The organism is Hominibacterium faecale (genome assembly GCF_020734085.1).
Taxonomy (GTDB): domain Bacteria; phylum Bacillota; class Clostridia; order Peptostreptococcales; family Anaerovoracaceae; genus Hominibacterium; species Hominibacterium faecale.
In genome coordinates this window covers 1-13639 of sequence record NZ_JAJAGH010000024.1, presented here as the reverse complement: position 1 = coordinate 13639, position 13639 = coordinate 1, and the positions used below count along the sequence as shown (strand labels likewise).

Sequence of the window (13639 nt, the reverse complement as noted above, 5' to 3'; positions counted from 1 at the left end):
TCTTTCTTTAATCTCCTTGAGAATCTCTCGATTCCCGTTTTGACTAAATTTCTACACTATGAAGTTTTCAAGGTTCTTCAGGCTTCAACCGTTCGGTTTTGGCCTTGTTCGTTCTTGTCGAGCGAACATTTAATATTTTACTATCATTCCGGTGTTTTGTCAACCACTTTTTTCTTTTTTTGGAAAGTTTTTCACTTTCCATTTGTCTGTCATTCTAGCTCTTTTGTGGCTGCTCTCACCTGACAGCTTGTCTATATTACCAAACTTCTACTAACATGTCAACCGCTTTTTTCAACTTTTTTCTTTCTATTTTTCATAAAGTTTCTGACCTTGCGTTTTACATGGGAGAAAGCCGCTAAAACAGAGCCTGTTTTATTTGGTAATATAGTAGGAAACGTGTTCTTATTCGGTTTCCCAATAAATAGGCTTTCCATAATACGACTACTTATACATAAAATGTATGAGTTTTTTTATCTCTATAAAAGGAAGCCTGTTCACAAGGCCAGCTGGTCCTCCTTTTGCGCAGAATTCCCTGCCGTGTTCCTGAAGCAATCAAAGCCCGATGGTCTGACTGAGCCTTGCCAGCTTTCCCCGGTCCATAGGTTCCACGTCTCTCAATTTATATGGTATGCCCAGCTTATCCCATTTCTCAATCGCCATATTGTGATAGCCCAGCAGCTCGATCTTGTATAAATTCTTCACTCTCTGTTTGACAAACGCTTTCAACTCTGCCGCATTTTCTTCCGTATCATTGAAGCCGGGAACAATAACCTGCCGGATCCAAAGGGGCTTATCCGCTTCATTGGCCAGATCGATGACGCGGAGCAGATTGTCCTGTTTCAGTCCGGTTATTTCTTCGAACTTCTTAGGATCGGAATGCTTGATATCCAGCAGAAGCAGCTGGCTGTCTTCAATGACTTTTTGAGTAAATTCATCGATATAAGTGCCGCTGGTATCGATCACTGTACTAATTCCCTCTTCTGCCAGGGCATCCATCGCTTCCGATAAAAAGGCCCCCTGCATGAGCGGCTCTCCGCCTGAAAAGGTGACGCCACCATCTTTCCCATAATAAGGGCGGCCCCGTTTGGCGGTATGAACGACGCGTTCGATGGTAATCTGTTCCGTTTCTTCTGTAACCGTCCATGAGTCCGGGTTATGGCAGTACATGCATCTTGCAGGGCATCCCTGCAGAAAAAATACCGTTCTGATTCCCGGGCCGTCAACAGCACCGAATGTTTCAATTGAATGTAGTTTACCAGTAGTCATAGTTCCTCCTTGCACGCGCGATAGAGAGTAATATAAGATGCCTGCAGAGCAGACACCTTATATTATAATGGAGAATTATAGCTTTTTAAATAGCTGAGTGGAAGGTTCTCTGGATGACTTCTTTTTGATGGTCTTTGGAAAGAGCGTTGAACTTCACAGCATACCCGGACACGCGAATCGTCAGGTTTGGGTATTTATCCGGATTTTCGTAGGCATCGATCAAAAGCTCACGATTGAGCACGTTGACATTCAGATGATGCGCTCCTTGATCAAAATATCCGCGCATCAGGCCCACCAGAGTATCGGCCTGTTCTTCTTTGCTCTTGCCCAGGGTTTCAGGCGTGATGCTGAAGGTATAGGACACACCATCCTTGCAATCGTCCCATTTAACCTTGGACACGGAGTTCAGCGATGCAATAGCTCCATGGTCATCTCTGCAGTGCATTGGGTTTGCTCCCGGAGCAAACGGTTCTCCAGCTCTTCTGCCATCAGGCGTATTGCCGGTCTTTTTGCCGTAGACAACATTGGAAGTAATAGTGAGAACCGACAGGGTATGCACGGCATTTCTGTAAGTCTTGTGCTTTCTCAATTCATTAATTGTCCCTTGCGTCAGCTCAACTGCAATACTGTCCACACGATCATCGTCGTTCCCGTATTTGGGGAAGTCACCTTCGGTCTTGTAATCAACGATGACGCCGGCCTCGTTGCGAATCGGATAAACCTTCGCGTACTTAATGGCGCTGAAAGAATCCGCCGCAACGGAGAGGCCTGCTACGCCGAAGGCCATCAGTCTGCCGATGTCGCTGTCCAGGAACGCCATCTGACTCTTTTCATAAGCGTATTTATCATGCATATAATGGATGATATTCATAATGTTTACATAAAGGCCGCAGAGCCAGTCTCTGTAAATATTGAACCTGCGCATCGCATCCTCATAATCGATCGGTCCGTCTCCCACCGGTTCCATCTGGGGTCCGACCCGCTCGCCGGTTCGTTCATCAACACCGCCGTTTAAAGCCAGGCAGAGAATTTTCGCCAGGTTGTACCGCGCTCCAAAGAACTGCATCTGTTCCCCCATCTTAATGGCGGATACGCAGCAAGCGATCGAATAATCATCGCCGTAGGATTTTCTCATGACATCATCGTTTTCATATTGGATCGAATCTGTATCAATGGAAACCTTGGCGCAGAACCGCTTAAACGGTTCCGGCAGGTTTTCCGACCAGAGCACGGTCATATTCGGTTCCGGCGATGGCCCCAGGTTGTACAGGGTATTGAGCATCCGATAGGAATTCTTAGTAACCCTGGTTCTGCCGTCCGCTCCCATACCGCCGATTCCTTCTGTAATCCACATGGGGTCGCCGCCGAAGAGCTCGTTATACTCAGGAGTTCTCAGATGTCTGGCGACACGAAGTTTGAGAATCAAGTCATCAATCATCTCCTGAATTTCGCTTTCCGTATATACCCCGTTTGCCAGGTCCCTCTCGGCAAAGATGTCGATGAAAGTGGAGGTTCTTCCAAGAGACATCGCTGCGCCGTTCTCTTCTTTGATCGCTGCCAGATACCCGAAATAAAGCCACTGAATCGCTTCCTTTGTATTTTTGGCGGAATCTGAAATATCATAGCCGTACATGGCGGCCATCTTTTTAATTTCACCCATTTCTACAATCTGTTTGTGAATTTCTTCGATGAGCTGAATATTTTCGTTGGTCATAGGCTTCTCAGCCAGCAAAGCCTTATCGCGCTTCTTTTGTTCAATCAGAAAGTCCATTCCGTACAGAGCAATTCTCCTGTAATCGCCGATAATTCTGCCTCTGCCGTAAGCGTCCGGAAGTCCTGTAATGAACCCCAAATGACGCACCTTTTTCATTTCATCGGAGTATACGCTGAACACACCGTCATTATGAGTCGTCACATATTTGAAGATCTCTTCCACGCCGTCATCCAGCTTTTCGCCGTATGCTTCCGCCGACTGTCTGGCCATTCGAATGCCGCCGAAGGGACATATGCCCCGCTTCAACGGTTCATCGGTCTGCAGGCCGACGATTAAATCCCGATCTTTATCAATATATCCCGGAGGAAATGCGGTGGCAGTCATAATCCTGCTGGCGTCTACTTTTAAAACGCCCCCGTTTTTCCTTTCCTCTTTCAGCAGTTCCTGAACCTTTTCGGCAACGATTTCCGTACGTTTTGTAGGGCCGGCCAGGAAGCTCTCATCTCCTTCATACGGATGATAATTGAGCTGCATAAATTCCTCGATGCTGATTTCTTCCGTCCATGCTCCCGGCTTAAACCCTTTCCATTGTTCTTTCATGATTGTACCCTCCTTCACATTGTATGTTGTATAATGTATACAAATAATCAGAAAAAAATTTGCTCGGCGTTTTGCCTTTCTCCCAAGCCTTCTGTTCCTTCCCTTTTGGCGAAGTAAAGGATGTCAGTTTTCACGATCGCCGTTGTTTGTATACATAGTACACCCGAGTACAATCCTTCGTCAACCGGTTTTTTTGTTCTTTTTGAGATACTTGCAAAAGAAACAATTCTCACTATTCTGAAAATCCTGCAACCCTTTGAGTTAAAGGATTACGGGATATAAATCCGGGCCTCCTGCCAGGTGTTTTTCAGCAGTATTTTCAGGGTTTCCCAGTCCGGCTGCCGGTGATGGGGAACTAGCATGGCCTTATCGCCTTCCGGATTGTATACAATTTTATACAATTGATTTTTCCGGTCTTTCAAGGTCTTTGCCTCAGGCAAATGTTCCATGATCATAAGCGGGATCGGCCCAAAAGCACGTTCATGCAGTTCATGGGAACGACAAATCGGAACAACCTTTTCCTTTTGCAGCGCAAGGGTCGCCCTATTATTATATATATTCAATCCATAATCTCCATAAACGGTTACACCCCGCTGGGTAAATTCGTCGATCCAGCCCAAGTTGCCAGCCGCAATACCGCAGCTTTTCACCCGATCCGCGATCTCATCCAGATGCTGCTCAATATATTTGTCCAACAAGCCTTTACTGATATTGAGGATATACGGCACAACCTCAATAGAGCTGCGCCTGGGATCGGCATCCATGAAATACCGCAGCGGTACATAGGCCCGTGCAGTTTCTATTTCCAAAGCATTCAGCACACTTTGAAAATCCCATTCCTCGAATTTTCTCCAATCATAGAAGTAAAAGGCCATACGGTTTTCCATGGAGGCTGACATCTGAGGAATTCTTTCCGGTATCTCCGCATGCCTGCGGACTTGTTTTTTCTCCTGCAGGGCGTTCAGTCCCTTTCTCCGCAAATGATTCAGTACCGAAAGCGGCATACTGCACCCTTCCTCCAGATGCAGATCCACCCTTTCCACATGAAAGGGCGTGCCTCCTGTTTTTCGCAGCTGTTTTTCCGCGGCCTCTGCAGACAAGGGTCTGTGCTGGGCCTTTTCCGCCGGAGCATCGGCTAAAACCATAATTTCCTGTGTTCCATCCTGGATCGTCAGCTTCGGCCGTTTTCCTGCCGCGGCTTCCAATTTCATGGAAACAGGGACCGTCTTTCGATGTTTGCTGCCACCGGGGCCGCCCTCTTCAAAGGTTTTTCGCAGCTGCTTCATTAATTCTAAATCGGTAATCTTATAGATTTGATCCCCTTCTTTTACAGATCCCTTAATATCGCCGATCCGCCAAATGCTCCCTCCGCGATGCTCCAGATAAGTCACCACATTTCCAGTCAGGCTGTCGCTTCTGATCTCAATGCCGTCCCCCATCTCCAGCAGCTCATCCAGCCTTACGTCGATCAATCTGTTTTTGGATACTCGCCGGATAACTTGTCCAATGTAGATGCCCTGATGCTTTGGAAGTCTGCCTGACAAAAATCGTTTTTGAGGGCGGCCGTCCAGATACCCTCCGGTAAAACCGCCTCGGTTGAAAATCTGCATCAAAATCCTTCGGTCCTCTTGTGAAACATCTGTGTACCCTTGCTGAAAATATTGATCCAGATACTTGCGGTATATTCCGGTTACCGCTGCCACATATTCGGCGGATTTCATCCGGCCTTCTATTTTAAGAGACTTGATTCCCGCCTCAATCAATTCCCCCAGACGGTCAATGGTACACAGATCTTTTGGGCTTAGGGCATAGGAAACCTTCCCCTTCTCATCCCTATAGGGCAGCCTGCACGGCTGGGCACAGAGGCCCCGGTTACCGCTCCGTTCTCCTCCGCCCAGCATTCTGCTCATCTGGCACTGACCGGAATAGCACATGCACAGCGCCCCGTGGACAAAGACTTCAATATCGCAGATCGATGCTTCGGTTATTCTGCGAATCTCTGACAGAGAGAGCTCTCTTGCCAGCACCACCCTGGAAACGCCCAAAGATTTTGCCTTGCGCACGCCGGAAAGGTTGTAGATGCTGCCCTGCGTAGACAGGTGCAGCGGGAGCTGAGGAAGATGCTCCCTCAGCAGATCGATTAAGCCCAGATCCTGCACGATCAGCCCGTCCACTCCCATATTGTAAAGTCTGGCCGCGTACTGAAGCGCCGGCAGCAATTCCTGGTCGGTCAGCAGAATATTCAGGGTCACATACACTTTTACGTCTCGTATATGGGCATAGTCGATCGCCTGTTTAATTTCTTCTTCTGTAAAATTCTGCGCATTAATCCTGGCATTGAAAAGCGGGCCGCCTAAGTAGACCGCATCGGCTCCGTTTTCAACTGCGGCAGTCAGCTGCTCCATGCCGCCTGCCGGGGCCAGCAGTTCCGGTTTTTCTATGATCATAATCTTCTCCTGTCATGTGATGAGAAAAATTTTGCTATTCTGTTGGGTATAGTATATAATAACCCGTATATGGGAGGGATACAAGGATGAAAAAGTTCAAAGAGGTCATGAAAGAAAGGTCATTTGTAAGAGGAAGCCTGTTTATCGTCTTCAATGCCTTTCTTTTATACGTTCTCTATTTTATTGTAAAAAACTTTGATGTTATTGCCATTGCTGCAGGCAAGGGAATCAGCAGTGTGGTTTCCGCCTTTTCGCCGCTCTTTATCGGGCTGGTGATCGCGTATCTGCTCAATCCGCTGGTAACCATCATTGACAAACGTATGATGCGGCGGATGTTTTTCCGCATTCCTGACGATCCGGTCAAAGCTGAAAAAAGACGAAATCTGAGCAGGTTTCTCAGTGTGCTGCTGACGTTTTTAATTGTCATCGCCGCTATTGCTGCTATTATCTATGGCTTTGCGGTAATGATTCTGGGTCAATTCGTTTTTTCCAACTTCTCGGAAATGGCGCAAGGGGTCGTTCAGACGTTCCTTAATTATGAAGTGGAGCTTCGCCAATGGATTGCGCAAAATCTGCCGGCAGGCTTCATGTCGGACAAGTTTATGGAAATCGCCAACTCTATTATCAGCTGGATTTCTACCAATTTCAGCGCTTCCAATGCCATCAGCGCGGTCACCGGAGCCGTGGGAAGCGTGGTCAACGTGGCCATCGGGGCTATTGTCAGCATCTATCTGATGAAGGATAAGGATTTTTTCCTCAGCTTATGGAGAAAGCTCCTGCACCTGCTTCTGCCGCAGCGCGCTAATGCCGCAGTTACCGAAACCCTCAGCGAGGTCAACGGCGTTCTTTCCCAATTTGTGCGGGGAGCGCTCCTGGATGCAGTAATCGTGGCCATCTTGTCATCCATAGGTCTTTCGGTCATTGGCCTGGACTTTGCTGTGTTTATCGGAGTATTTGCAGGAATCGCCAATGTAATTCCTTACTTCGGACCTCTGCTGGGAATGATCCCGGCCTTTATCATCGGCTTGTTTACGGAAGACTTTACACAAGCGGCGGTGGCTGTCATCGTTCTCATCATCGTGCAGCAGATCGATTCCAATATCATTTATCCGAAAGTAGTGGGTTCTTCCACTGGGCTCCATCCGCTGACAGTTCTGCTGGCGGTAAGTGTTTTTGGGTACTTCGGCGGAATCATCTGGATGATCCTGGCGGTTCCCATTGCCGGAATCATTCAAGCGTTCATTGTCAAATGGGCATTTCGTAAAGAACGGAAGCTGGAAGGCTCTGCTCAACCGGCAGCAGAAACAGCCGACTCACCTGCTTCTGAAATTAAATCCGAATAAGTTTTAGTCCCGAGAACAACAAAATGGTGTAAGATGTTCGCAGTATTGAACATCTTACACCATTTTTAATTGCTCGGCAGCACATCAGCTGCTACAACAAAAATTTTCGTCGTTCCTCTTCAAAACCAGCCTTCTAGCAGTCAATGTCCATATAAATTTGGCCTTTTTCTACGAAAACGCAGTACTCCCTGGGTATTATGAGACAAGTTCGTGCGAACTTCTCACAAAATCTGTTCGTGAAACAGCAACTTAATTGCTGCCAGAAGAAAAAATAGGGAAATTCTTACTTTTTTATATGGACATGCATCGTGTTTTTGCTTATTTCGAATAGGATTCCGCAAAAAAGTGTGAAATGAGCAGCATGAAAGATTTTGGCTGCTGGCCCCTCTTACCTATTCTAAAGCTCCTACAAATCCAACTTGTAGTCCCCCACCTGAATCATTCCCACTGCCTTGAGGAGTCGGTCAAAAATGATTGCCAGGATCGCAGGCAGGAAGATATGCAGAAACAAAACAGACAGCAGCACCGGCACGGTAAACCCCATGGAGGTAAAGGTGCCGATCTGTCCCACAAGGCCGGAAGTTCCCATCCCTGCGCCCGCAGGGATGTTGGTCATCTGAAAGAGGACCGTAGACATGGGTCCTATGATAGCACTGGCTAAAGTTGGCGGCAGCAAAATCCATGGATTCTTAATTATATTGGAAATCTGCAGCATGGACGTTCCAATGCCCTGTGCCACAATGCCACCGATTCCGTTTTCCTTGACGCTGATTGCGGCAAATCCAACCATTTGAGCGCAGCAGCCCACCGTCGCGGCTCCTGCGGCCAGACCGGACAAATCCAGCATGATGCAGAGCGCGGCACTGGAAATGGGTGCTGTAAGTGCCAGTCCTACAATCACGGAAATGACGATCCCGAAGAGAAACGGCTTCCATTCTGTCGCCGTCATAATAATCTTACCAAGACCATACATCAGCTCTCCCACAAGGGGGCCGATCAGCTTGGCCGACAAAGCGCCTATAAACAGCGTCACCGCCGGCGTCACAATAATATCGATTTTCGTTTCTTTGGAGATGGCTTTGCCGAATTCAACTCCAATGGCAACCGCTATGAAGGCCCCAGCCGGCCCGCCCAGATCAGCGCCCATCATCCCGGTTATGGCGCTGGTAAATAGAACGAGCGGCGGAGCTTTTAATCCCCACGCTACAGCAATACCGATGGCCGCCCCCATCAAGCCCATCGCTGTAGTTCCCGTATCCACCAAAAACTTTGAAACCGTATTATCACCAAAGAGATTGATCGTCTGTTCTCCCAGGGTTTTGATAATCAGTCCGATGAGAAGGGATGCGAACAACCCCAGAGCCATTGCCGACAGCGCATCCTGAAAATAGCGCTTGGCTGTGAATTCAATGTTTTTTCGTTTTAGAAAGCTTTGTTTTTCTTCCATGACAGTCTCTCCTTTTCTTTCTTGGACAATTGTGTTCATTGTAGCAAAGACCTTTCTTTCATGTCAAGACACATGTCATGAATATTTAGTTCGCCTTATTGCTTCATAAATGAGATTGTGCTATGATTGGTGGAAGAAAGGAGGCAGCCATATGGATGCAAACAAAAGAAGATCTCAAATCCTCGCCCTATTGAAAAAATCTCAGATGCCGGTCAGCGCATCATCTCTGGCAGAACAGTTATCGGTAAGCCGGCAGATTATTGTAGGAGATGTGGCCATTTTAAGAGCATCAGGCGCCCATATTTCAGCTACACCCAGAGGGTATGTTTATGAAGAAGAGGCTTCCGCCTTCCCTTATGAAGGTCTGCTGGCCTGTCGCCATAGTCCTGACCAGCTCCGGGAAGAACTCTATACCATCGTCGATTACGGAGGTTTTGTCATCGATGTCACTATCGAACATCCTCTATACGGCCAGTTGTCCGGCCCATTGAACATCGGCTCCCGCTACGATGTGGACCTGTTCATTGAAAAAGTAGAAGCTGCGGAAAATGCCAAACCCCTCAGCGTTCTCACAGGAGGCATTCACCTTCACCGGATTGGCTGCAAAGATTCAGCCGTGTTTTCCCTTATAAAAGAAAAGTTGGACGAAAAGGGGATCATCTTCTCGTCCGCAGAATAATTAATAGATTGTGAAGCCGTTTTTACCACGTTCCTTTGTCTGATACAACGCAGCATCCGCATTTCTATAAAGTGTATCAAAATCAGCTCCATCCTTTGGGGCTGCCGCCGCTCCGATGCTGGCCGTGCTGTGCAGCGACAAATTGCCGATGACATAATCTCGATCCAGAGCTTGTGATAAGTCTTCTATCTTTTCTTGGAGTTGGCTCATCTCCCGAAATGGCATGAAGGCTACGAACTCATCTCCCCCGATTCGACCTGCAAAAGCATCTGATGCAATATGGCTTTGTATGGTTTTGGCAAAGGCGCATATCACGCAGTCACCAGCTGCATGTCCGTACCGATCATTAACCAGCTTGAAATTATCAATATCAAAAATAACAAATGCATAGTTTTGATCCGTATTTTCCTTTAAAAGCTGTTCAATATGCTGCCTGGTCGAAGTCTTATTGTACAAACCCGTCATTTCATCGGTTTCTACTCGCTGCGCCATGTGGATTTCCTGACGTTTTTCCTGGTCAATGTTTCGCCGATAGGTAAACATGTGAACACAAGCATCCTCAGGGCTGTAATAAATATTTGCATCAATACGCATCCAGAAATAATCGGTACCGTTTTCGCTGATCATAAAGTCATAGCATAGATGCGAATTTCCCTTTTCAAACTCTTCCATGACATGCTTTGGCGCGAACAGATCAATATACCCCTGACGAAATTCTTCTTTAATTTGTTTTTCTGCAACTACTTTCAGCGCCTCATCGAACATCATGTTTTTAGGTACTCCCAGGCTTTCGAAGTAACGGACCGTACTTGCACCGGCCGCACAGTTTTTGGTGATATTCAGTTCATAGATATTTTCATATAACTGCTCTGTTACCTTGCGAAATGTCTGCTGCCGTTCTTCCGTAAGCTCCATAATTTTTCGGTTAAAGCTTTTAACTACCCGGGTAAGTACAATCAAGATAATCGCCAGAATGAGAATAATAATCAAAACCGTCTCAATCAGGTTCATTCGGATTTGTTTTATAATCTTTCCCGTATTTTGATCAACCACCAGCGACCAGTCCAGCTCGGGAATATAACGGTTTACAACATAGTCTTTTTTTCCGCTTTTGTCTTTCCCGCCGGACCAAAAGCTTTCTACCTTTCCGCTGGCGTTCTTCCAGCTGAGAATTTTTTCCCGGATGTTTCGATCATAGTCGTTGACTTGGAAAAGACTCTTTTTTTCATACCCATTATAATCGGCAGAAAGCTCAATCTCTGCGTTGCGATTGATAAAAAACGCATTTACGCCAAATTCTTCTTCGTACTGCAGGAGTTTTTGGCGCAGATCAGCGATACGCAGACCAACACCGACCACACCCAGAAGGTTGTTCGATGCGTCCTTGACTTTGCAATTTACAAAAATGGTAATTTCATTGTTGGCAGCCGCAACTTCATCGTTATCCACATTCAGCGAATATTCCTCATCATTGCCGGCCATGGTATAATACCAGTCATTTTCAGGGTTATCCTTTGTCAAGGTTCGATCTAATCCTTGGAAATTATAATAGCGCTTTGTTGCCGCAGAAACCAGAAATACCGAATCATATCCATACTTGCTGCGGTAGGTTTCCAAATATTCGCGAATCGTGTCTATGTAGGCGTTGCTCTTTAGATGATCAGATTCTTCTATCAGAAGCGTTCTCAATAAACTGTCATTCGCCATGGTTTGAGAGATGTTCACCGGTTTTGAAAGTATGGAACTCAGTTCCTGATAAATTCCCTCTGAAGCCAAGGTTGACACCTGTTCGATATTTTCAATAGATTGGCTGTAGTTAGCCTGATAACTGAGCAGTGCTGTCAAAACAAACCCAATGATAACGATTGCACAGATCAACAGATTTGTCTTTAGCAATATGTTTCTCTTCAAAAAATAAACCCTCTTTCCCCTAATGGAAAAAGGCAGCCTGCAAAGCTGCCTCTTTTCTTTAAACGTCAATCACGTGCAATAATAGCCATCAAATCAGCAAAGATGCCGTATCCGCTCTGGCGAGTCTCCGGTGCCTCCTCGATCAGCGTCAATCTGCCCATCAGGTCGGTCTCCACAGTAATAATGGAAGATGTACCGTCAATTGCGGCATAAATATTGTTTTTATCCACCTCTTCCGGACCTACTTTTCCATGGACAACTCCGTCCTCATCACGGTAGAGACTGCACATAAGCTTAATGACGCGGCCCTTTTGTTCAGCCTCCTTGATGTCCGCTTGCGTTATATGTTCAATGCCTTCGCGTTCCACATCCAGCGGCGTCATATCCGCATCCATAAATACGTTGGCAAGCACAGCAACTTTTGCCGCCGCATCATATCCTCCCATATCGGTGGATGGGTTGGCTTCAATAAAGCCCCGCTTTTTTCCTTCGGAAATAATCTCTGCACACTTGCGGCCTTTTGCCAGCTCGCAGAGTATGTAATTCGTCGTACTGTTGAGGATTCCGGATATTCGTTTTACCTCGCACATACTCAGATAATCGCGTTTCATATTGAATATGGGGGTACCGTCCATTACGGTCGTTTCATATAAGAACCTGCAATTATTCTCTTCAGCCAGCTGGGATAATTCCCGATACGCCCATGCAACCGGGCCTTTATTGGCTGTTATGGCATGTCTGCCCCGCTTCAAGGCTCCCCGGATATGGTTAGTTGCCACTTTTCCAGATGCGAATTCCAGAGGCGTAAGCTCGATCAGCACATCATAATCCACTTTGTCCACGATATTCTGCGATGTGGAATTCTCAGAAAATCCTAAAATCTTATCAAATCTACCGCTATTTTGAACATTCTTAAGCGCTTTATCCAGATCAATGCCCCAAGCATCTACCAGGTTGCCCCTCGTTTTGGTCGTGATCGCGACAACGGTCACCCGCGTGTTATACTTTTTTCGGAGCACCTCCTCCTTTTCCAATAGAATCTTTGCAAACGCCTGTCCTGCATTGCCAAAACCGATTAAAGCCAATTTTACCTCTTTCATGAAACGCCCTCCTTTTTCTCTTCTGCTCTTAGTCCATTATACAAGAAAAAGCGGTCTGCTTCCACAACATTTTATTCAGAAACGCGGTTTGCTGCGATTACCCCCGCCACAACCAGGATCAAACCCGCTGCGGTATACCATCCGAAGGAATCTCCTTGGAATGCGATTCCACTCACAACTCCGGTCAGGGTGATCAAATTCACTTGAAGCATGGAAGCCTGGGGCGCCGGCATCTTTGAAACCACGTAATTAAACAAAATATAGCAAAGAAAGGATCCGGCCGCACCTAAAAACAATACCGCCAAACCCACTTCCGGATATTGAAAACAGACGGCATAGCAGGAAAAGCCTTTGCCTCTTATAAGGTTAAGAAGATTGAACCAGATGCCCCCCATAAGAGCCATGGTAAAGGTCCGCTCCATGGGGGAAAATTGGTCTGATATATGTCCCGACATAATGATGAACACCGCCCCAGTCACCACCATGCCGATCAGGAACAAATAACCGCCTGCTTTTCCTCCCAGAGAAAAACCTTCACTGAACACAATGGAAATAATTACGCCCAAAAAGGATAGGGCGATCCCGCCGGCCACAACGGGCTTGATGGAACGTTTTAAGATCAGAGCCGTAATCAGGACCACTGCAATGGGAATCATGGCATAGACTATAGCGGATTCTGAGGCTGTTGTCAGATCAACTCCACAGGTCTCGCAAATTGTATTGATACATGGCTGAATGAAAGCTGCCAGCGCAACCAGCCAAACCCGCTTTCCTCGATAATGAATTCGGATAAGTTTAAACATAGCCAATGCCAGGAAAAGAACCATGGCAATCGTCCACCTGCAGGCCAAGACCTGAATCGCATCCAGTTGTGTAAGCGCGATCTTTGATCCCAAAAAAGTGAGGCCAAAAAGAACCGATTCAATGACCGCCGCTGCATAAACAATTTTTTTCGTCTGCATTATGTAAATTCCTTTAAAAAAAGGGTACATGAAAAATCATGCACCCTTGTAATTGAAATATACTCGATATGGTTCCGATATTACAGGCATTCCTTGATTGCTTCTTCGTAAATCTCAAGACCAGCATCGATCTGAGCGTCGGTTACGCACAGCGGGCACAGGAAACGGAT

General features: G+C 46.7%; 9 protein-coding genes. 2 read left to right on the top strand and 7 right to left on the bottom strand.

Annotated elements, in window-relative coordinates; genetic code table 11:
• Positions 1-552 precede the first annotated feature (552 nt).
• From pflA to LG211_RS19820, 3 genes are all read right to left on the bottom strand, one after another.
• Positions 553-1266 carry a pyruvate formate-lyase-activating protein gene (pflA, locus tag LG211_RS19830; RefSeq protein WP_148398352.1) on the bottom strand — a complete coding sequence of 238 codons (714 nt, stop codon included), beginning with the start codon at positions 1264-1266 and terminating at the stop codon, positions 553-555.
• A gap of 85 nt (positions 1267-1351) precedes the next feature.
• Entirely contained in the window at positions 1352-3580 is a 2229-nt protein-coding gene (gene pflB / locus LG211_RS19825; RefSeq protein WP_148398354.1) for a formate C-acetyltransferase, read from the bottom strand.
• Between the two features lie 269 nt (positions 3581-3849).
• Positions 3850-6027, bottom strand: a complete 2178-nt coding sequence (locus tag LG211_RS19820; RefSeq protein WP_148398356.1) for a peptidase U32 family protein — start codon at positions 6025-6027, stop codon at positions 3850-3852.
• Between the two features lie 86 nt (positions 6028-6113).
• Between LG211_RS19820 and LG211_RS19815 the strand changes: the two genes are divergently transcribed.
• On the top strand, positions 6114-7370 hold the full coding sequence (locus LG211_RS19815) for an AI-2E family transporter (protein ID WP_148398358.1): 1257 nt from the start codon (positions 6114-6116) through the stop codon (positions 7368-7370).
• A gap of 406 nt (positions 7371-7776) precedes the next feature.
• Here the strand turns inward: LG211_RS19815 and LG211_RS19810 are convergent, their stop codons facing one another.
• Entirely contained in the window at positions 7777-8817 is a 1041-nt protein-coding gene (locus tag LG211_RS19810; RefSeq protein WP_148398360.1) for a PTS sugar transporter subunit IIC, read from the bottom strand.
• 151 nt (positions 8818-8968) lie between these two features.
• Here LG211_RS19810 and LG211_RS19805 point away from each other — a divergent pair, with 151 nt between their 5' ends.
• Entirely contained in the window at positions 8969-9496 is a 528-nt protein-coding gene (locus tag LG211_RS19805) for a transcription repressor NadR (RefSeq protein WP_148398362.1), read from the top strand.
• Here the strand turns inward: LG211_RS19805 and LG211_RS19800 are convergent, their stop codons facing one another.
• From LG211_RS19800 to LG211_RS19790, 3 genes are all read right to left on the bottom strand, one after another.
• Positions 9497-11407, bottom strand: a complete 1911-nt coding sequence (locus LG211_RS19800) for a sensor domain-containing diguanylate cyclase (RefSeq protein WP_148398364.1) — start codon at positions 11405-11407, stop codon at positions 9497-9499.
• A 65-nt stretch (positions 11408-11472) separates the two neighbouring features.
• On the bottom strand, positions 11473-12507 hold the full coding sequence (locus tag LG211_RS19795) for a hypothetical protein (RefSeq protein WP_148398366.1): 1035 nt from the start codon (positions 12505-12507) through the stop codon (positions 11473-11475).
• 71 nt (positions 12508-12578) lie between these two features.
• Positions 12579-13469 carry a DMT family transporter gene (locus LG211_RS19790; protein WP_269478299.1) on the bottom strand — a complete coding sequence of 297 codons (891 nt, stop codon included), beginning with the start codon at positions 13467-13469 and terminating at the stop codon, positions 12579-12581.
• Positions 13470-13639 lie beyond the last annotated feature (170 nt).

Bases quoted from the DNA above. Each gene is read 5' to 3' on its own strand.
- pflA (WP_148398352.1), bottom strand. From the start codon at position 1,266: ATGACTACTGGTAAACTACATTCAATTGAAACATTCGGTGCTGTTGAC.
- pflB (WP_148398354.1), bottom strand. From the start codon at position 3,580: ATGAAAGAACAATGGAAAGGGTTTAAGCCGGGAGCATGGACGGAAGAA.
- LG211_RS19820 (WP_148398356.1), bottom strand. From the start codon at position 6,027: ATGATCATAGAAAAACCGGAACTGCTGGCCCCGGCAGGCGGCATGGAG.
- LG211_RS19815 (WP_148398358.1), top strand. From the start codon at position 6,114: ATGAAAAAGTTCAAAGAGGTCATGAAAGAAAGGTCATTTGTAAGAGGA.
- LG211_RS19810 (WP_148398360.1), bottom strand. From the start codon at position 8,817: ATGGAAGAAAAACAAAGCTTTCTAAAACGAAAAAACATTGAATTCACA.
- LG211_RS19805 (WP_148398362.1), top strand. From the start codon at position 8,969: ATGGATGCAAACAAAAGAAGATCTCAAATCCTCGCCCTATTGAAAAAA.
- LG211_RS19795 (WP_148398366.1), bottom strand. From the start codon at position 12,507: ATGAAAGAGGTAAAATTGGCTTTAATCGGTTTTGGCAATGCAGGACAG.
- LG211_RS19790 (WP_269478299.1), bottom strand. From the start codon at position 13,469: ATGCAGACGAAAAAAATTGTTTATGCAGCGGCGGTCATTGAATCGGTT.